Annotated in this window: 20 protein-coding genes; 8 read left to right on the top strand and 12 right to left on the bottom strand. The window is 42.5% G+C overall.

What is annotated here, in order from left to right; all coding sequences use genetic code 11:
• Positions 1-16: 16 nt before the first annotated feature.
• Positions 17-514 carry a SixA phosphatase family protein gene (locus tag SY85_RS13420; RefSeq protein ID WP_066405306.1) on the top strand — a complete coding sequence of 166 codons (498 nt, stop codon included), beginning with the start codon at positions 17-19 and terminating at the stop codon, positions 512-514.
• Positions 515-912: 398 nt separating this feature from the next.
• Here SY85_RS13420 and SY85_RS13415 read toward each other — a convergent pair whose 3' ends face one another.
• Positions 913-1,797, bottom strand: a complete 885-nt coding sequence (locus SY85_RS13415) for a DMT family transporter (protein WP_066405304.1) — start codon at positions 1,795-1,797, stop codon at positions 913-915.
• 568 nt (positions 1,798-2,365) lie between these two features.
• A complete protein-coding gene (locus SY85_RS13410; protein ID WP_066405303.1) occupies positions 2,366-2,980 on the bottom strand; it encodes an L-threonylcarbamoyladenylate synthase in 615 nt (204 codons plus the stop codon).
• Between the two features lie 162 nt (positions 2,981-3,142).
• On the opposite strand from SY85_RS13410, the gene SY85_RS13405 reads away from it, so the two are divergent.
• The gene (locus SY85_RS13405; protein WP_066405301.1) at positions 3,143-4,027 is read left to right on the top strand and encodes a cupin-like domain-containing protein; all 885 of its coding nucleotides are present in this window, start codon (positions 3,143-3,145) and stop codon (positions 4,025-4,027) included.
• 199 nt (positions 4,028-4,226) lie between these two features.
• On the opposite strand, the gene SY85_RS13400 is transcribed toward SY85_RS13405, so the two are convergent.
• Genes SY85_RS13400 through SY85_RS13390 form a run of 3 tightly spaced genes read right to left on the bottom strand, consistent with a single transcriptional unit; the run spans position 4,227 to position 6,076 of the window.
• A complete protein-coding gene (locus tag SY85_RS13400; RefSeq protein ID WP_066405299.1) occupies positions 4,227-5,258 on the bottom strand; it encodes a 2-oxoacid:ferredoxin oxidoreductase subunit beta in 1,032 nt (343 codons plus the stop codon).
• A gap of 38 nt (positions 5,259-5,296) precedes the next feature.
• Positions 5,297-5,686, bottom strand: a complete 390-nt coding sequence (locus SY85_RS13395) for a four helix bundle protein (protein WP_066405290.1) — start codon at positions 5,684-5,686, stop codon at positions 5,297-5,299.
• 39 nt (positions 5,687-5,725) lie between these two features.
• Complete coding sequence (locus SY85_RS13390; RefSeq protein WP_066405288.1) at positions 5,726-6,076, bottom strand: carboxymuconolactone decarboxylase family protein; 351 nt, start codon at positions 6,074-6,076, stop codon at positions 5,726-5,728.
• A gap of 110 nt (positions 6,077-6,186) precedes the next feature.
• Between SY85_RS13390 and SY85_RS13385 the strand changes: the two genes are divergently transcribed.
• Positions 6,187-6,624, top strand: coding sequence for a c-type cytochrome (locus SY85_RS13385; RefSeq protein WP_066409744.1), 438 nt, complete (start codon positions 6,187-6,189; stop codon positions 6,622-6,624).
• Between the two features lie 77 nt (positions 6,625-6,701).
• Here SY85_RS13385 and SY85_RS13380 read toward each other — a convergent pair whose 3' ends face one another.
• From SY85_RS13380 to SY85_RS13370, 3 genes are all read right to left on the bottom strand, one after another.
• Entirely contained in the window at positions 6,702-7,820 is a 1,119-nt protein-coding gene (locus SY85_RS13380; RefSeq protein ID WP_066405285.1) for a mandelate racemase/muconate lactonizing enzyme family protein, read from the bottom strand.
• Positions 7,821-7,917: 97 nt separating this feature from the next.
• On the bottom strand, positions 7,918-8,580 hold the full coding sequence (locus tag SY85_RS13375) for a hypothetical protein (protein ID WP_148661188.1): 663 nt from the start codon (positions 8,578-8,580) through the stop codon (positions 7,918-7,920).
• Between the two features lie 316 nt (positions 8,581-8,896).
• Positions 8,897-11,056, bottom strand: coding sequence for a S46 family peptidase (locus SY85_RS13370; protein ID WP_066405281.1), 2,160 nt, complete (start codon positions 11,054-11,056; stop codon positions 8,897-8,899).
• Positions 11,057-11,231: 175 nt separating this feature from the next.
• Between SY85_RS13370 and SY85_RS13365 the strand changes: the two genes are divergently transcribed.
• The gene (locus tag SY85_RS13365) at positions 11,232-13,292 is read left to right on the top strand and encodes a DUF3857 domain-containing protein (protein ID WP_066405279.1); all 2,061 of its coding nucleotides are present in this window, start codon (positions 11,232-11,234) and stop codon (positions 13,290-13,292) included.
• A 74-nt stretch (positions 13,293-13,366) separates the two neighbouring features.
• On the opposite strand, the gene SY85_RS13360 is transcribed toward SY85_RS13365, so the two are convergent.
• The gene (locus tag SY85_RS13360) at positions 13,367-13,660 is read right to left on the bottom strand and encodes a hypothetical protein (RefSeq protein ID WP_066405274.1); all 294 of its coding nucleotides are present in this window, start codon (positions 13,658-13,660) and stop codon (positions 13,367-13,369) included.
• A 214-nt stretch (positions 13,661-13,874) separates the two neighbouring features.
• On the opposite strand from SY85_RS13360, the gene SY85_RS13355 reads away from it, so the two are divergent.
• The gene (locus tag SY85_RS13355) at positions 13,875-14,075 is read left to right on the top strand and encodes a hypothetical protein (protein ID WP_066405272.1); all 201 of its coding nucleotides are present in this window, start codon (positions 13,875-13,877) and stop codon (positions 14,073-14,075) included.
• A gap of 193 nt (positions 14,076-14,268) precedes the next feature.
• Here SY85_RS13355 and SY85_RS13350 read toward each other — a convergent pair whose 3' ends face one another.
• From SY85_RS13350 to SY85_RS13340, 3 genes are all read right to left on the bottom strand, one after another.
• Positions 14,269-14,808, bottom strand: coding sequence for a GNAT family N-acetyltransferase (locus tag SY85_RS13350; RefSeq protein WP_226998827.1), 540 nt, complete (start codon positions 14,806-14,808; stop codon positions 14,269-14,271).
• A 131-nt stretch (positions 14,809-14,939) separates the two neighbouring features.
• Entirely contained in the window at positions 14,940-15,473 is a 534-nt protein-coding gene (locus SY85_RS13345; protein ID WP_148661187.1) for a PulJ/GspJ family protein, read from the bottom strand.
• A 54-nt stretch (positions 15,474-15,527) separates the two neighbouring features.
• Entirely contained in the window at positions 15,528-16,409 is an 882-nt protein-coding gene (locus SY85_RS13340; protein ID WP_066405268.1) for a transglutaminase-like domain-containing protein, read from the bottom strand.
• 189 nt (positions 16,410-16,598) lie between these two features.
• Here SY85_RS13340 and SY85_RS13335 point away from each other — a divergent pair, with 189 nt between their 5' ends.
• From SY85_RS13335 to SY85_RS13325, 3 genes are all read left to right on the top strand, one after another.
• Positions 16,599-17,696: a tetratricopeptide repeat protein gene (locus SY85_RS13335; RefSeq protein WP_148661186.1), complete on the top strand. Its 1,098-nt coding sequence runs from the start codon at positions 16,599-16,601 to the stop codon at positions 17,694-17,696.
• Between the two features lie 757 nt (positions 17,697-18,453).
• The gene (pyrH, locus tag SY85_RS13330) at positions 18,454-19,167 is read left to right on the top strand and encodes a UMP kinase (protein ID WP_066405265.1); all 714 of its coding nucleotides are present in this window, start codon (positions 18,454-18,456) and stop codon (positions 19,165-19,167) included.
• A 64-nt stretch (positions 19,168-19,231) separates the two neighbouring features.
• Positions 19,232-20,161, top strand: a complete 930-nt coding sequence (locus tag SY85_RS13325) for a hypothetical protein (RefSeq protein ID WP_066405264.1) — start codon at positions 19,232-19,234, stop codon at positions 20,159-20,161.
• Positions 20,162-20,230: the final 69 nt, after the last annotated feature.

Below are 20,230 nucleotides of genomic sequence, written 5' to 3'. Positions count from 1 at the left end.
TTCCGACTTTTAAAGTATGAAAACACTTCTTGTCGTTCGTCATGCTAAAAGTAGTTGGGATCGTTTTGATCAACCTGATATGGAGCGGCCGCTCAATGATCGGGGCAAAAAAGATGCGCCCGACATGGCCGAACGCCTGAAGGAAAAGAATATCAAGATTGACCTGTTTGTATCCAGCCCGGCAAAGCGCGCTAAAAAAACAGCCCGGTTATTTGCAGAAGAATACAAGGTGGCTAAAGACGATGTTCTGATCAAAGAAGAACTCTATGAGCCTTCTTTGGATAATTTCTACCGGGTGGTAGCGTCCTTGCCTGATAAACAGGATATTGTAGCCCTATTCTCGCACAACCCAGGTATTACTGAATTTGCAAACACACTTACCAATGTACGCATAGACGATATGCCCACCTGTGGCATTTTTGCGGTGAGCGCTGCTGTTGACAAGTGGGAAGCATTCAAAGATGCAGAAAAACAATTCCTGTTCTTCGACTATCCCAAGAATCCGTTGACCTAGCCCTTCAAGCTATACGCTTTACGCTGCACGCAGCAGGTGTCACGCAGAGACGCGGAGAAAGGGTTGCGCACAGAGCTAAGGAGAAAAGGAGAAGAAATTGAATGTCTATAAAAAGAAAAGCACTCCACTTAAGGAGTGCTTTTTCATTTATCAATTCTTTTTCTCTCCATTGAACTTTGATCGTTGAGTATTGAGCATTGAATATTTCCCTCACTTCTTCATTCCTTGTTCCTTGTTCATTATTCCTTTCCTTGTCAACTTATCACCTCATCAACCTGTCAACCCTTCTCCTCCCCATCCTCCTCCATCCTAATAATCCTAGTTCTACATTCCTCTGCGTCCTCTGCGCCTCTGCGCGAAACATTACAGCGCGAAGCGCTCTCTGCGTGAAATCACATTCACCGTTTACGGTAGTTAACCAGAAAGACCCCACTAAAAATCAAAACAGCGGCAGCCAATTTCTGCCAGGAAAGGCCTTCGTGAAGTACGAATGTGGCAATAAGTACGGCAAATACCGGTTGGGTATAGATATAAGAGCCGGTGATACTAGCTCCCAAGTGCTGAATGCCATAAGTAGTAAAAAAGTAAGCCAAAAAAGTACCGGTCAATACAATGCCCGCCAAAGAAAGAAAGTGAACGGGCTCAAAAGCATTAAAGTCTACCGCCATAACATCTGACAGTCCTATGGGCAGTACCATCATAAAGCCAAACGTAAATACCCACCTTATAACATGCAATGGAGTGTAGTGCTGCATCAACGGCTTCACCAGGATGAAATATAGCGCATATGAAATGGCGTTGATGACTATGAGTATGTCGCCTAATAAATAATTAGTAGCATGCGAGGAGCTTTCCTTTGAAAGGATCAATAAGGCCGATCCGCCAATGCCTAAAGCCAGACCAACGGCTTTGAATAGGGTAAGGGATTCTTTCAGTACCCAAAAAGCAAGTATAGTTATAAGTAAAGGCGTGGTTAATGTTAATAGAGAAGCATGTACCGTGGAGGTAAGGGTAAGGCCTTTTATAAAAAGAGTTTGATTGATGGCAATACCCATAAACCCGCAAAGCAAAAAACGACCAATATCATTTTTGCGAATACCAGCTTTCGACTTGCCAAATAACCATACTATCCAGAATAACAGTAAACTAATACCTACACGGAAAATGTTGATGCCAAAAGGTTTTATTAAGGCAGGTGAAATCAGTTTTACCAAACTATAGTTGGCCGCAAAAAAGAGATTTGTGCCTAATACGGCCAGGTGCGCTTTTGTTTTTGATGTCACAGTAGGCGCAAAGATAGATCGGAGATGTGAAGTGTAGTCCACGGTCGACAGACGACAGTCCACAGAAAGAAAGACAGTGGTGAATGGTCAATGGTGAGTGGTGAGTAAGGGAAGCTGCAAGCTGCGAGCTGTGAGGGGGAGTATAGTGTATCCTCGGTAAGTGCGACTCATATAACTGGAATTTGGAATTTGTCCTTTGGGATTTAAAAGAAGGACTCTTGTGCGTGGGTGCTCCCCTTCAGGGGCCGGGGGCATGCGCTGCCCTCCCTGGTCTCTTGTACCTTATCTGTACCTAGTCTGTACCTCTTCTGTACCTCTTCTGTAGGTAAGTCCGTACCAACTGCACAGATAAAGCCCTCTACCTGCCTTCCACATTCACTAATCATTCATATCAGAGCCTATACTGCCTCTGCTAGTAGCCTATACTACTCCGGCTGGCATCCGTAAGTAATTAAAGAAAAGTGTAATGAGTAGGTGCGGATTGTGCTCCCAATGAGAAGACGGTAAAGCTCCTAAAAGCGGCGTCTTTTCTTCCCAATCCGCAATCGTCAATCTAAAATCTGAAATTCTATTCCACCATCTCCCATTCACCCGCGCCTAAGCGCACTAGTTCCGGACTTCCTGACGTAACATCAATGATAGTGGAAGGCACCATACCTCCAATACCGCCATCAATGACAAGGTCAACCAGCTTGCCAAACCGGTCCTGAATAATTTCAGGGTCGGTATAGTCTTCTACAAACTCACCAGGCAAGGAGGCACTTAAAATAGGATTGCCGAGTTCTTCTACAATGCTTTGAGCAATATTGTTGTCTGGTACACGGATCCCTACGGTGTCGCGCTTACTTTTTAAGATCTTAGGTACTTGTTTGCTGGCGTCTAAAATAAATGTATAAGGACCGGGTAGATACTGCTTCAGCATACGATAAACCGAAGTCTCTAACTGCCGGGCATAGTGGCTTAAATCGCTTAGGTCATGGCATACAAACGAAAGCTGGGCTTTTTGTGGGTCAACACCTTTTAGCCGGCAAATTCGCTCTACCGCTTTCTGTTGAAAAATATCGCAACCTAAACCATAAATGGTGTCAGTTGGGTACACAATCACTCCCCCTCCTTTCAAGATATCAACTACTTGCCGAATCAAGCGCGGCTGTGGATTGTCGGGATGTATATGTATGCGCATCTTTTTCTGTTTGTCAAAGCAATTTCATTACCAAAATCTTTATTTCATACATGCCAGAATAGCTTTAACGACTGTTAAAGTAATCCAATTCAATCATTTGTATGAAGAAAAATGGCTTTTATGTCTGGAGGCAAAAATTAACTTTGTTTAAAATTACAAGCCATGCAATTGCAAGCGGTACCCGCCGTTGATTTCATTGAGCCACAGCAATTTGTTGATCTATACTATACGCCACAAAAACCTGTTGTTATTAAGGATCTGGCTAAGCAGTGGCCTGCTTATACTAAGTGGAACTGGTCTTATTTTAAAGAGCTGGTAGGGCATCAGAAAGTAGGTCTTTACAATAATATTAAAAGCGATGCCTATACACCCATCAATAAAGCCGATGACTATAAAACCTTTGGTGAATACATAGATATGATCAGCCAAGGGCCAGCTGGCTGGCGAATCTTTCTGTTCAATATTTTCGATCATGCACCCCGGTTAGTAAAGGACTTTACATATCCAGACCACCTAATGAAGGGCTTTGTAAAAAAGTATCCCATGTTGTTTGTCGGCGGGGCCAGCTCTATTACACACATGCATTTTGATATTGACCTGTCCAATATTCTACATACACAGTTTGTAGGACGCAAGCGTGTACTGTTGTTTCCGTTTTCTGAACAGCATAAGTTGTATCGTAAACCATTTGAAGTGTTGAGTTTGGCCGATTTCTCTAACTATTACAACGAGAATAGCAAACTAGATTATAACCTATTCCCTGCCTTAAAACATGCCAATGGCTATGAGGTCATCATGGAACATGGCGACACTTTGTTTATGCCTGCCGGCTACTGGCATCATATGGAATACCTGGACAGTGGCTTTGCTATGAGTTTGCGGGCACTACAGCCTTCACTAACTGGGAAATTAAAAGGTGCCTGGAACCTGATCGGTATGCGCAATATTGATACGCTCATGAAAACGACCGTACCCAAATGGTGGTACGAGAATAAAAAGAAAACCATCTTTAATAATGCTAAGCGAGAGCTGGAGTTGCTGCAGTAAATGAGCTACGAGCTGCTAGCTGCGAGTAAAAGCAGTTGACAGGTTAACAAGTTGATAGGAAGTGTAAACCCTCAAAATGATAAAAGCCTCCAATCTGGAGGCTTTTTTTATATACGATTTATGTGCTTGTCAACTTATTAACTTATCAACCTTTCAACTCATTTTCCTCAAAATCCTTCTAATCCAAAAAATCCTAGTTCTAGGCAATATTCCAAACCTCATTACCTCTTAGCAGCTTATCCAGATCGGCAGCCTTGCGTGCCTTAGCTTCTTCAAGCTGTAGCGACATCATGTCTTCATATGTTGGACGCTCTGTTTCATAGAACACTCCAAACGGACGAGGTAAGTGATTGGCTAGTTTCGGATCATCAAACATGCGGGTCAGGATCTGAGCTTTATAGATATCGCTTTCATCATGAACCCACAGATCATCAGCACTAAAGCCATCGTTCAGGCTTACTACTTTAGGTGTAAACCCATCCAGACGAATACCCTTGTCGCGGTTAGCACCAAAGATCAACGGCTGTCCGTTTTCCAGGAACAAGGCTTCGTCGGCCTTCGTTGCTTTTTCAGTAAAGGTCTCAAAAGCACCGTCATTAAAGATGTTACAGTTCTGGTAGATCTCCAAAAACGATGTACCATGGTGACCATGTGCACGGAGCAGCATGGCTTGCAGGTGTTTTACATCGCGGTCCATACTACGCGCTACAAACGTAGCATCAGCACCTAGAACCAGCGCTAATGGATTGAAAGGATGGTCAATGCTACCATAAGGGGTAGACTTGGTTACCTTGTTTTCTTCTGAAGTAGGGGAGTATTGTCCTTTGGTCAAGCCATAGATCTGGTTGTTGAACAGCAATACGTTTACATCAAAGTTTCTGCGCATCAGGTGCATCGTATGGTTCAAGCCAATGCTTAAGCCATCCCCATCACCTGTTACAATCCACACGCTTAGGTCTGGACGAGATGCTTTCAACCCGCTGGCTATGGCTGTAGCACGTCCGTGAATAGAGTGCATGCCATACACATTCATATAATATGGAAAGCGGGAAGAACACCCGATACCCGAAATGATCGCAATTTGCTCACGAGGAATGCCTAGTGTCGGCATTACTTTCTGCACCTGCGCCAGGATAGAATAATCTCCACAACCTGGGCACCACCGCACCTCTTGGTCTGTTGCAAAATCCTTAGCTGTGAGGGCGGGTTTATTTAAAGTGGTAGTTTCCATTTTAATTTAATAAATATTCAATATTCAATGTTCAATGCTCAATTTTCAATGTTCAAGTTTTGAGCATCTCTATTCTTTTTAGCTGTTTCAACGCTTTTGGCGATTATTGCAATTAACTCTTCTGTTTCTTGAAAAATCCCCTTAAGCTTGTCGGTTGGTTGAATCAAACCTTTTTTAATTATAATTTTTAATGCTGTTCTGCATTCTTTAAGCTCCTTTAAGCAGATACCTAACTTATGAATAAAGTCGGACCTTGATTCTGCAGCCTGTACTTCTCCATAATTAAAAGTTGGCGAATGGCAGCATCTCATTGACTGACCCGCAATATAATTCCCTGCTCTTGTATTAGGTAATGCCTCTACAACATCAATCATTCTACAGGTATAATCAACAAGCCTATCTTCCAGATCATACTTCTGTTTATCCATGCAGTTAGTTTCAATTGAGCGTTGAGTATTGATAATTGATCATTGAGCATTTGTCTGCAATTCCTCCCAATACTCCGCCGCTCTTCTTGTATGCGGAATAACAATCGTTCCGCCTACTATATTAGCTACCGCAAAGATCTCGTACATCTGCTCAGTGGTAACACCCAGCTCGTAACTCTTGCCCAGATGATATTTAATACAATCATCGCAGCGCAGTACCATGCTAGCTACCAAGCCCAGCATTTCCTTGGTCTTTTTATCCAGTGCGCCTTCTTCATAGGTGTTGGTATCCAGGTTCCACAGGCGCTTCATCACCAGATTATTCTTGCTCAAAATCACCTCATTCATTCGGGTGCGGTAGTCGTTAAATTCCTCAACCAGCTTGCTCATGGGCTAGATTTTCTTTTGCCCGCAAATTTACGATGGTTTGGTGGGTTATGGTGTTAATGATTTCTAAGGCAGATTTTTTTATAAATTGGGCCCAAAATAGAGCGCTGCACATGAAAAAATCTTACTTAGTAACGTTGGGGCTGGCCCTTGCAGTGGTTATTTCTTCGGCTTTTACGAAAGATGAACCACGCTATAAAAACTTAAAGGTATTACCTAAAAACACTACCAAAGAGCAGATGGACAGTGTGATGAAGCATTTTACTGTGGCCTTAGGAGTAAAATGTAATTTTTGTCACGTCTATAACCAAGAGCAGAAATCTATGGACTTTGCGTCTGATGGTAATAATCATAAATCAATAGCGCGCGATATGTTGAAGATGACTGCGAAGCTGAATGATAAATACTTTAATGTAAAACATGCGGATAAGTTGGATGCCGACCTAGAGGTAACCTGCTATACCTGCCATAATGGAAAAGTGCACCCGGCTAAATTTGGAGTAAAGCCTCAGCAGCAGCAACCGCCTGCTGATACAACCCGGAAAATGTAAGATGGACCTTCTATAAACAAACTGGCTCAGCATTGGACGATGTCATAATGCTGAGCCAGTTTTATTTTGAAGGCTAGTTAAGCGTATATAAACTTCTCGGCTTTCTGCAGGTAGCTGTCATCAACTACGGCGCCTAAGCCCGGAACCTCCGGTACTTCTATGACTCCTTTGTCCAGGTACTGAATACCACCAATGATAGGGTCTTCGGTAAACATCAAAGGGGTATCAAAATCCACATGGTGAATATGGTCGTTGCTCAAGGCAAAATGGGCTGCGGCTGTCATCCCCAGCCGGCTTTCCATAAAGCCACCCACCTGCATTTCCATACCAGCTTGTGCACCCAGTTTGGCTATCTTTTGTGCCCGGTAAAAGCCAGAGGCCTTACCTAGTTTGATATTGAACATTTGGCAAGCATTAAGCTGAATTAAGCGTTCGGCATCATGCTCATCGCCACAGCTTTCATCGGCCATAATAGGAATGGGGCTTTGGTCACTTACTTGGCGCAGTTCCATAAAACGCCAACGTGGAATGGGCTCTTCGCAATGTTCAATATTGAATGGTGCTAAAGCGTTCAAAACTTCAATGGCGGCTTCTGTTGTAGGCCAGCCTTGGTTGGCATCAATGCGCAGCGGCACATCGTTGCCAATGCCTTCCCGGATAGCGGCTATACGTTGTACATCCATTTCTTTTGTTCCACCCAATTTTACTTTGATAAACTCAAAGCCTTGCTCACGGAATTTTACAGCATCTTGTTGCATCTTGGCCGGGTCGCCTATACTTACGGTCATGTCTGTTTGCAGGACTTTATCTTTTTTGCCGCCCAGGAACTGATACAATGGTAATCCAGAGTGCTGTGCCGCTATATCATGTAAGGCTATATCAAAGGCACTTTTAATACTGCAATTGGCATAAATGGTTTTGTCCATGGCTTGCATGCAGTCTGCAATGTTCAACGCATTCTTACCTTTTAATACCTGTGCAAAGTACTGTCCTACAATAAAGCAGGTATCTACACTTTCACCATTGATGGTCATATACGGACTGCATTCGCCGTATCCCGCACAGCCATCTTGTGTGCGGATGATCACAACCACATTCTGAACGGTGTTGATGGGACCTAAAGAGATCACAAATGGTTCTTTCAGTGGAACAAATAACTTGTAGAGTTCAATCGATTGGATAGTAGTGCCGGCCATAATATTTCTGTTATTCAGATTAATATTTAATCAGTGCTTTAAAATTAGAGCTTGTGCCGTTTGTGGCAGAAATAATTTTCAATTACATCATCTTGGTCTAATCAAACAATACGCGTAGACCGCCATTCAACATAATTACCTGCGGTGTGCGGTTGTCATAATAGTAAGGAGAAGGGGTGCTGGATGCCTGTAGCCAAGTGCGTACATCGGTATAAAAGTAAATACCTGCACCAAGTCGTATTTCAGTGCCTAAAGCCAGGTCGAAAGTCAGGCGCCTGGCTTCATCGCTACCAGCCGCCGCTTTAGCAGGGATCATGTAAACAGTGCTGTCAATGGGTTGGCTGTAGGTGTTTGTAATCTTTGAGAATAAGATGCCAAAGCCCGCGGAGCCGTAAATATTAAAAGGTTCTTCACTGTCATACCACCCTTTAAAGAAATGTTTCCAACCCAAGGATATTTGTCGATAGCGTATTTCTGAGCTAATTGTATAATCAAGCGTAGGAGGAACGGTTGTTGGATCTTTGGCAGTGGCCGTTAACGTGTTTTGGTATCTACCCGGGCTGTAATAACTGATCCAGGCATAACCGATTTCCTTTGGTTTAAAGTGGTATTGAAACTGCACGGTTTGACCAATGGCGGTAAAGCCTTGATTCTCCCCGAGGTTACGCAATACAGAAAGGTCAGTTGTAAGACTGAATGCATTTTGTGCTTCTGCCGCACAACAGTAAAATAACAGTAGGGTAGAAAATAGTTTCTTCAAGTGTATAGTAAAGACATAAAGATAAAGCGGTAGGGTGAATGGTCAATGGTGAATGGTGAAGGAATTAGCTGATTGGGTTGACAGGCTGACTGGTTGATAAGTTGACAAGGGAGAGAATAATGAACTAGGAACAAGGAAGGAAGAATGATGAAAGAATGTTCAATGCTCAATTTTCAACGATCAATGTTCAATGATTGTTGAAGGATAATGTACATAAAAAAGCACTCCAATTACGGAGTGCTTTTTTATGTAAAGAGAGTTTGATCTTTTGTGCGTTGGCCTTCTCCCCTTTAGGGGTCGGGGGCGTGCGCTGCTCTTAGCGCTTAATATTCAACTCTTTGATCAGATTTGATGCGCCACCTAATTTATCAATACACCACAACACATAACGGATGTCAACATTGATGGTGCGGTTTAAGTCTTTGTCAAAAGCAATCTTATGGCTTAATGCTTCATAGTTGCCATCGAAAGCTAAACCAATCAACTCACCATTGCCGTTCATAACAGGCGAGCCAGAGTTTCCGCCAGTAATATCGTTAGAAGTTATAAAGCCAACTACCAGATCGTTGGTGCGTTTGTCTATATACTGACCATAGTCTTTTTTACGCGCCAGTTCCAGGTAACGTGCAGGTAGATCAAACTCGTAATCACCGGGTTTGTATTTTTCCAACACACCCTTCATCGTGGTTACGTAATCGTAAGATACCGCATCGCGTGGTTTGTAGTCATCTACTTTGCCATAAGAAACGCGCATGGTAAAGGTGGCATCTGGGTACATGATCTTCTTAGGATCTTGTTCCATAATACCTTTCAGGTACAGGCGGCCTGCTTCATTGTTGCGGGCTACAAATTGCTGGTAGTAAGGAAGATATTTGCTTTGCCAGTTTTTAAGATAAGCGCTCGATAAGTTAAACGCCAGGTCTTGCTGCAATACAGTAGCATCTGGATTACGCATAAAGGCATCCCACTTGTTGTTGTCCAGCAACATGGTTTGGCTGAAAATAGCTTCTGCATACTTCTGATACGTGCTGGCTTTGTCCAGCGCACCATATTCATTTTTGATGGCATTATACAGGCCAATAGGCTGTTGCTCTTTGGGTACATCGTTATAGTACATCTGTAAAACAGCCGCTACTATGTTTTGATCTGAAGTGCGGTTATGTGCAGCCAAAAAGCTTTTCCTGCTGCTGTTGGCAGCATCCAACGCTTTTTTGATATCAGCTTGAGAAGTGCCAGGTTTTACCATAGCAGCTTCTAGTTGTTGCAAGCTGGCAGCAAAAGCCAACAGTGGCGAACCTAAAATACCTTCATTGATATAGACGCGGTGCAATGCGTAAGGACGCCAGGCGTTGTACGCACTCTCCAGGTCAGTAAACAGGTTTTTATACTCTGGTTTATTGGCTGCCCATTTAATAAAGGTCTCCTCGCTTTTGCGCTTTTGACCATATACATCATACTTGATCAATTGCTTGGTTTCACCATCATAAAACTTCCAGTAGTTGGCAATAGAAGCATAATCGCCGGCTAGCTGCAACTTGATAGCAGGATCCTTTTTCATTTCTTCCAGCATGTACTTAAGGCGCACATCGCGCAACTTTACAAGCGTTGGGTTGTTGATATCGGTAGCCAGTTTTACACCCAGTGAAGTTTCATAGCGGTTGGTGCTGCCAGGGTAGCCATAGATCATGGCAAAATCACCTTCTTTTACCCCTTTAATAGATACGGGTAAGAAGTATTTCGGCTTTAATGGGGTATTGTTTGCTGCATAAGATGCTGGCTGACCATTATTGCCATACACACGGAAAACCGAGAAGTCGCCGGTATGACGCGGCCACTCCCAGTTGTCGGTATCGCCACCATACTTGCCTACGCTTTCCGGAGGTGCACCTACCAGGCGTATATCGGTATAGCGTTGGTATACAAAGGCCAGGAATTGATTGCCTTTAAACAAGCTGCTTACCAAAGTTTCAATGCTCTTAGAAGGGTCGCTCATGCGCGCATTGATCGTGCTCAATACACGGTTTTGAGCCGCCAGGCGTTCAGCGCCGCTTAAGCCTTGAAGCGAATCCATTACTTCTTTAGTTACATCATCTATGCGTAATAAAAACCGGACAGACAGCCCTTGTGATGGAATTTCTTCGCCTTTGTTTTTAGCATAGAAGCCATCACGCAGGTAGTTGTGTTCTACAGTAGAAGCGGCCGCAATTTGGCTATAGCCGCAGTGGTGGTTTGTAAAGATCAAGCCCTCTGCACTCACCAGTTCGCCAGTACACCCATTACCAAAGATCACCACGGCATCTTTTAGGGATGCCTTGTTTACACTATATAATTGTTCTTTAGAAAGTTTAAGGCCCTTCTTCACCATGTCATTGTACACTTGTTGCCCTAGTAGCAGTGGCAACCACATTCCTTCATCGGCCAATGCCTTACTCAGCACACTGCTAAAAAGAATGAGGGTAATCAGAATCTTTTTCATGTCAACATTTTTGAATATCGGCAAACCTAGTTAAAAAACCTGCTGCTTCCGCCGTGGGTTTCAGTGCTTTATTGTACATTAACACTTTCGAACTACTGCTTATAAAATAACTAGCGTTGGCAAGATGCTGTAGTATCAGTAACGCTAGGTGGGTAAGCCGTGAAACTAATTGATTATGAAAGGTCTGCTTCAATCCTGTATCCTGCTTGTTATTCTCTTCTTGTATATCCCCCTGTTTGCACAAAAGAAAAACATACAAATAGCACCAACGCCAACCTGGGTAACAGTTAATGCAGTTAATTATAGCAACTCCAAAGGGGAAAAGGATGCTGATGATGGTTATATAGATCTGGCTTTTGAACGTCAGGTTTCTTTAAGTCAACAGGAGGTTTATTGCCGGAAAGCCATAAGGATTTTATCTGATGCTGGTGTGCAAAATAGTTCTGAAGTTAATGTTGGCTTCGACCCCTCTTATGAAAGCATAACCTTTCATACTATTCGCATTATACGGGGAAAGGAGGTTCTAAATAAGTTAGATCGTTCAAAATTCAAGATTCTACAGCAGGAAGAGGAGCTCGATAAATATTTATACAATGGCAGCTTGTCTGCTGTATTGTTCCTGGAAGATGTTCGTAAAGGTGATGTAATTGAGTATAGCTATAGTCTCAAGGGTTTCAATCCTATTTTCAAAGAGAAGTATACCGGTAATTTTGCCGGTAATTTTTCAGTGCCGCTCGGCCTCTTGTATTATAAGTTGATTGTGCCTAAGGGGCGCTTTGTAACGATTAAAAGAGAAGGGCAAATGATAGAGCCATCCGTTTCTCAACAACCAAACGAAACGGTGTATGAATGGAAGCTGACAGATGTGCCGGCTTTTCACTTAGAGGATCGGGTGCCTTCATGGTATGAGCCATATAATAATGTGGCCATCAGTGAATATACTTCCTGGAAAGAAGTAAATGATTGGGCACAGGCTTTATTCCCTGCTAGCGTATCGCTTTCTGCGTCAATGCAACAGAAGGTTGCTGAAATTAAAAATAAATATTCAACGCCTGAGGAGCAGGCCGTTGCCGCTCTGCGGTTTGTGCAAGATGAAGTACGTTATTTAGGTATGGAAATGGGGGAGGGATCTCACCGCCCTAACAATCCTGATAAGGTTCTTGCGCAACGTTTTGGTGATTGTAAGGATAAAAGTTATTTGTTACTTACACTTTTGCGCGGTTTGAATATGGAAGCCTATCCTGTTCTAATAAATACAGCTTATAAAAAGGCTCTGCTTAATTGGCTTCCTTCTGCTACAGCTTTTGATCATGTTACAGTACAGCTAAAACTCAAGGGACAAACGTATTGGTTTGACCCTACTATTAATTACCAGCGTGGTACTATTCAGCAGATTGCCTATCCAAATTACCAATGTGGCTTAGTTATAAGCCCACAAACTACAGGCTTAACCGTTATACCATTGCAAGACAAAGGGAGCGTCGTAACAAAGGAGAAATTTGTTGTAAAAGACCGTATCTCGCCGGTGCGCTTAATGGTAACTACAAAATATACAGGGTCGCACGCCGACAATATGCGTAATGACTTTAACTCAAGTAGTATGCATGATATGAAAAAGGTGTTTGAGGATTTTTATAAATCATACTATGAAAAGCTTACGATTGATAGCCTGCAATATGCTGATAACGAACAGACCGGTGAGTTAACCACATATGAATGGTACACAATACCTAATTTTTGGAAAAAAGAAAAGAGCAGTCTGAGATCTTCTTTCTCTCCGTTCATGCTTAATAGTGTTATTAAAACACCTAACGATGAAAAAAGAGCAATGCCCTTTGCTACCTCTTACCCTAATCGATATACAGAAGATATCGTGGTTGAGTTGCCAGGCGAGTGGGATATCTCAGCCTCTAGGGATGAGTTTAAAAATGCCAATTTTTTTCTAGAGACAAGTTCTAATTATAGCAAAGGTGTTTTGCAATTGCATTACAAGTATGAAAGTCAAAAAGATCATGTGTCACCAGAGGAAATGGGGAAATTCCTGGCAGATATGGATAGGGTTGATGAAGAAAGTGGTTATAGATTAACGTGGGGTCTGGTGGATAGTATAGGAGGAAGTTCAGTGGATAAGTTTGACACAACAAGCAGTATTTACAGTGGTCTTTATGTTGTTCTTGGTGTTTGTGTTTTTATAACCTTTTTAATACGCCGATGGAAGCAGCAGAATGGGCGATAATGATATAAACAAGAAAGGTCTTAGATAACTAAGACCTTCAAAAATCAAAATAATAGAGAGAGTTGTAGCTTTTTTTATGCTAAATCGTCTTCATTCGTTCTCCTGGTTACAGTAACCTGATCACCAGTAGGAGTAGTTGTAGTGCGTTCAACTGTGGTGTTGCTAACTCTTCGGCTGCCACCGCCGCTTGTCAACGCTACCAATAATAAGATAAAAACGACGGCTCCGGCTACCCATACCCATGGCGAAGTCAGCCAACTGGTGCCCTCGTCTGTATTGATATTCACATCCAGCTTACCGCTTGCCTCTTGTGCCATTGCCATCACACTGGTAAATGTGGCTAAAAGAAAAAAATAAAAGGTTTTCATAACTAACGTTTAAGTATAACTCTAAAAAAACATGCCATAATGCCGAGATGAATAAAATAGTTGCGTTGCTTAAAGCTCAGCAAATAATAGCTCATCCAGAAGCTTATTACATTTTCATGCTCATCTTGCACAATCTAACTTTTGCTGCCTATGGCTCATGATTAGAAGTTTTACAGGCATAGAATTGGTATATTTTTTAAACAAATAGCGTGATATGGCTAAAAAAGAAAACAAAGGTGGCTTGCTATCTAATGAACAAGTAGAGCAGGAGGTTCAGCGAACGGGAAGTGATGATAAGGGCGGAAGCGGCTACCGTGGTTCGCAAGATACTGGAGATACGAAAGTGAGAGAGTCGGGTACTGAAGTACAACAGCAAGACGGTCGCCCACCCGATCACCTTGATGAGCAACCGTAAAATAGTTTCTATAAAAAGGCCTTATGTGTTTTGAGGGTATCTGAAGATGTGGAAGAAAGACATTAAGCGTGTCTTTTCTGGTTAGCGTTCTATTCATTTCTGTGTATGATGATTATGGGCCATTTCGCGGGCAAAGGAAAAGCTTGCATCTGTGCCTTTGTAGTCAGTATGGCCATGCCACCATTGTTTAGGATCATTCCTTTTCTTTAACAATGTGCGATTCTTTACCCAGCTCCATGGCTAGTAATGCAAGGTCTTCATCGTTTAGGCGGATCATTTTTTCAAAACGCAGCCCTAGTTTTTGAAGCAGCTTAATTGAGGCAGCATTGTCAACCATTGTAATAGCTAGCATGCGTTTCATTCCTAAGTCTTTGGCAGCGTAATCCAAAACCGCTTTTGCCGCCTCATATGCATAGCCTTGGCCTTCGTAAGCAGGTAAGAGGGCAAAGCCGATATCTATTCCATCCAACACTTCACGCTTAATTAGTCCACACATGCCAATAGCCGTATTTGTGTTTTTTAGGGCTACGCGGTATAGGCCAAAGCCCCACTGTTTATAGCTTTTTAAAGGTCCGTTTTCTAAGTATTGGCGTGCCTCCTCAGGGCTTTTTATATTACGGTCACCAATGTATTGTAACCAGCCTGGGCTATTTACCAATTTAATAATAAAGGCAGCATCATCAAGATTAAAATCACTGACAATAAGGCGGTCTGTTTCAATCAGGGTCATCATAAAAGGTACATCAAGTGTTTGAAAGATGGAAATTGATAGGGTAACTGATAAAGAATCAGGAGGTACTATCAGGTCTTAAATTACATAAACAGAATACAATAACATTTAAAACTATTGCAGTTAACGAACTTCTATTTTTTGGTCTTGTTAAGTAAGGTTGCGTATTGATTTGCTGTAGTCAACATATTGTTCTCCTTGTAATACATTTCATCAGCAGTATGCATATTGCCCTTTTCAATTTTGTCTATAAGTTTTTGTTGGTGAAAATAATAACGTCCTTCAAAGATAGTTTTGGTTTTACTATGGTCAAATTCGTCGAGTGTAGCGTCGAACATCCAGGTGTTGAACTGGCCATATACAAATATCAATGCCCCATCTTTCAAATAATACTCCACTACTTTATTGCCATCTGATAAGCCAATCCATTCACGAATTTTTACTAATTGTCCATCCTTGTAAAACCCTGTTAGTTCGCCACCACCATCAGGCATGTGTTTCAGAAAGGCTTCACTTTCCAGTGTTAGTTTTTTTAGACGTTGGTCATTGTTGATCTGCTGGAACGCTTTGCGGATAGCCTCTTTTTGATCAGTCTTGTTCTGCGCAAATACGAGAGAGGGCAGAAATGCAAAGAAGGCAAGCAAAAGAATTATTCGTGTCGATAACATGGTTGATGGCATTAGTGACAAATAGTTGGCGCGAAAGTATAAACGCTAATTGGTTCAGTTCTTTGGATTAGGATTTATAGCAAAGTATTCTTTTTTCAATTGCCCATACACCGTAGCTAAGCTGGCAATCTGTGTGCCATTGGAATGTAGGTTCTCAGTGCCTGCAAATGCATTACGCGCTGGGTCCTGTAAGGCGGCGACACCTTCAGGCCATGCTTTCCATGATGGTAATTTGGAGAGCTGGTAATTGTATAGTTTGTCAAAGGCTTCCACTAAGTAATAAGTAGAGCGGCTCTCTTGCATTTGGGTTTTTGAGGGGCCAGTTGTGAAAATAGCAAAGGGTACAATCATATCATTGGTTATGCTAGTATCAATGGTTAGTCGTTCTCCAAACCACACTCTGGCTTTGAGCCAGCTTTCTACACCTATAACATTCATTGATGGATCTACGGGCTCCCAGCGATTGGAGGTGGCATCAAAGATTTCCAACCAACGATGGTCATTATGCTGGCGGCCAAATACAGACATGGCATTCCCTTTTTCTTTTACTTTTTCTTCAGCCGTTTGCTGACGACTTTCGCTATATCTATGAATATTGATTTCGGCTATAGGGCGATAGGGTAAATGTAGGGCCTTGATCAGGGCCATATATACCTTGGCCAGTTCAAAGCAGTTGCCACCACCTCTCTGTAAAATTTGGTTTACACTTCGTTGCTGATAGTCGGTAGCCTTCCAGTCTAAGCGTTGACTAAGCCAGTTCAGCAATACTTTAGCTTTTTCATAATCAGTGCTTGCATTACCTGCTATTTGTGTAGCAAATTGTTCAAGGTTGAGATTGGTAGTATCTATTCGCTCACTTAAGTGCGATCGGCTGGTTTGTGCCTGAAGGGCGCTAAAGCTTATAAAACAAACAAATAAGAAAATAGCTTTTCCCATAACTGGTTAATTGGTTGATTTTTAAAATTAGACGTCTCTGTATTTCTTGCTGTTACCATTCATGTAAAGCTGATATATTACTTTTTTACTAATGTTTATGATTTTGATTGTTAGAAAGTATTGATAGCAATGAAAAAGGTCATATGCCTAATTCGTCGTATTTTTCATCCATACTAAAACCTAATGCTTGTGAAAACGATCGTCCTACTCCTCTTGTTACCTATATATCTTTTGAGTTGTACTCCCGAGGAACAGCCTATTACTAAAGAAGAAGCCATTGCCTTTGCACAAAGATTGGAGACCTCTATTGCGAATGGACATTCTCAATTATTTGATTCCATTTTTGCCAACCAGGCTTTTGCTGATCACATAGCCAAAGAAGCCGGTGAGGCTATGGATAAAAGTTATGTGAAGGGTTTAGTAGTTGCTTTACAGGAGAAAAAGATTGGACGAGAGATGCTGAAAAATATGGGAAGTGATGCTACCTATGAGTTTCTACATCATTATGAAAAAGATAAGCATCACCATCTTTTGTTTCGTATTTATGGCGATGCGGGTATCAATTATCACGATTTAGAACTGGCGAAGTTTGATGACCGAATTGGGCTGGCTGATATGTTCATTTACCTCAGTGGCGAGAATATCAGCAAAACATTTATTCGAACGACTTCTTTGCTGGCCAATCATGCGAAGCAAGAATCAGAAAAGAAAATGCTGAATGTGGCTAAGTCTATTCAGAATATTCGTAACCTTATTAATCAACAGCAGTATGCAGAAGCTAATAAGCTATATGAACAGTTGCCAGAAAAGATTAAAGAAGATAAAGCCTTGCAGTTAATGAATCTTACCGTGTTGGCAAAACTGGACCAGGAGAAGTATAAGCTGGCGCTGGAAGTGTATAATAAATACTTCGGCAATGATCCCGCTGCACAGTTTGGTCTTTTTGATTCTTATTTCCTGAATGAGGAATATGACAAAGCACTTAATGTAGTAAACGTGCTGGATTGTACTGTAAAAGATCCGCTGCTCAATTATTATCGTGCACTGATCTACACTAAAATGGGCGACCGGGAGAATACGATAAAATACCTGGAACTGTTGAATAAGCAAAAGCCCGATTTTGGCGATGGTGCATTGGAGCTGATTGCAAACTATATTGCGACTGGCGAAAATGAAAAAGCAGAAAACCTGCTGGGCGTGTATCGCGGTAATAAAAAGTTTGATCAAAAGAAGCTGGAAAGCCTAAGATACTTATACCCGTATTTTGCGCCCTTGAGCCAGCCGTGATGGTTGATTTGATATTTGAGGTTTGAAATTTGAGATTGGTTGGCGGATTTGGGATTGCCGATTTTAGATTGGTGATTGCGGGGAAGGCCGATTGTGTTTTCGTATCTTTAGGATCTGCTTACTTAGATTCATTTTCCTTCCTTCACATTATTATTTTCTTTATTAATTATGATTGCTTGCCTATTAGGAGTATGGAGGCAGGAAGGCCGGTCAACCAGGGTAGGAAGGGTGTTGATACGGAGTAAAGTAGGCTTCCATACGGAGTAACCATGGAGGAGCAGGCAAGAAACAAGGGAATAATGAACAAGGAACAAGAAATGATGAAGGCAGAAGGAATGGATTTGGGGAGATTTTGGGATTAGGGAGAAATGATATTAGGGTGTTAGGATAAATGTCCTTCGCGGTGTTAATTTCTTTTGGGGTGGGAGCAGCAGCACCCTACGACGAGCTCAGGATCCAGTTCAGCGTAACAGCGAGAGACTTTACAATAGCAGTCCTACTTTATGTGCGAGTCTCTGAGATCCCTCACTGCGTTCGGGATGACAAAGGCTAGAGGCATTCTTATTGTCAGCCCGGTTGAGAAGGGAAAGTTGAACCCCCAAACCTGTAACCTATTCTCCTTTTCTCTTTACCTCTGTGCGAAATCCTGATCTGCACACTTGCGCTGAGCGTGGAACATCTGTCAGAAATCTTCAAATCAGAAATCGGCAATTCCTCCCGCCGATCCTTTATCTTCGCACCGCCAATTTATACACATATGTTGCCTAAATACAAACGCATTCTGCTCAAGCTTTCTGGTGAATCATTAATGGGAGATAAAAGCTTTGGTTTTGATACCCGGGTTTTGTCTCAGTATGCACAAGACATCAAGTCTATTACAGAACTAGGTGTTCAAGTAGCAGTAGTAATTGGTGGTGGAAATATCTACCGTGGTATGAATGAAGCAGAAACGGGTATTGAGCGTGCACATGGTGATTATATGGGCATGTTGGCCACTGTGATCAATGGCATGGCCTTACAGGCTGCGCTGGAAAAGATTGGGGTTTATACCCGTTTGCAAAGCGCTATTAAAATGGAACAAATAGCGGAGCCTTATATCCGTCGCCGCTCTATCCGCCACCTGGAGAAGGGTCGCGTGGTGATCTTTGGCGCTGGTACAGGTAACCCTTACTTCACTACCGATACAGCAGGCTCACTTCGTGCCATTGAAATTAAGGCCGATGTAATTATGAAGGGTACCCGTGTAGATGGTATCTATACAGCCGATCCTGAAAAAGATCCAACCGCAACTAAATACGGCATCATTACTTACCAGGAGTGCATTACGCAAAAGCTTAATGTAATGGATATGACCGCCTTTACACTTTGTATGGAAAACAGCTTGCCGATTGTCGTATTTGACATGAACAAGCCTGGAAACCTGCGTCGTGTGGCTACTGGCGAGAAAGTGGGCACTTTGGTGCGGGGCTAATAAATGGACGTTATTTTTTGCGTCCATCAAAAGTTTTATTAGCTTGTCGATCCAAAGTCTCTGCATGCTTCTATTGGCGGGCTCGTTTAATGGTTTACAAGTGGGAGTATTCATATTTGTCTGCTTTGTTTTAGCAGGCACTATATGGCTATACCGTACCTCCATGCGGAGCATTAAGCAGCTTCAGGAAGATCAGCGAAAGCAATACAGTCACCTTATAGCCGCTGTGGATGCTGAATGGGAGCGTTCTTCCTGGACCAACCAGCTGGCAAGCTCACTTCGTCGCTTTATTCCAAAGGCGTCAGACAAAGCCGCTGCCACAGCTGAGCCGATTCACCCGGCTGCGTCACTGAACTCCGTAGATTTATTAGCAGTGAAGAATATGCTGGAACAACAGCAACAGCTTACGCAAAAACTGATTACCCAAATAGATCAACAGCGCTCACCCCAGCCTTCTGTGCCGCCACAGGCAGTGCAACAGGCAAAGCTACGGGTAGACGACCTAGAGCTTCTGCTGGAGGATAAAGAAGAGGAAATACAGCAACTACTTCTTCAACAAAAAGTTTCTGATAAGCTAGCGTCCAAACTGGAATTGTTACAGCAAGAGTTTTTCGGCATGCAGGAAAGCATGCGCAAGCTGGAATTACAAGCGGCACAGGCTTCTAAATTGGCCATGGATTTGGAAGAAAGTAAGGCGTCTTATGCTCAATTAACAGTAGAATTGTCGCGGAAAAGTGAAAAAGTGCAACAGGTGTTTTTAGAAAATACAAAGCTTCATGAGCAATTGGCTGAAACAGAAGATAAGCTACAAGAAGCTAACTTTCAGCGGCATCAGCTCTTTAAAAAAGTGCAGATGTTGGAAGTGACCAACAACGAACTGCAAACCTTGACAGATACCAATTCTAAATTGCAAACAGAGCTCCGTCGCATCAGCGAGCTGGAAAGCATGCTTAATACGATTATGGAGGAACGGAATCAGCTGTTAAGGAAGTAGGAGAGGAGCTGCAAGCTTCAGGCTACAAGCTTCAAGCCAACAGCCAACCTCTTTTTAGCTCCTTCTTTC

The sequence above is a fragment of the Flavisolibacter tropicus genome (genome assembly GCF_001644645.1).
Lineage (GTDB): Bacteria > Bacteroidota > Bacteroidia > Chitinophagales > Chitinophagaceae > Flavisolibacter > Flavisolibacter tropicus.
The sequence above is the reverse complement of the archived record's forward strand: the minus strand, read 5'-3'. Positions and strand labels throughout refer to the sequence as shown.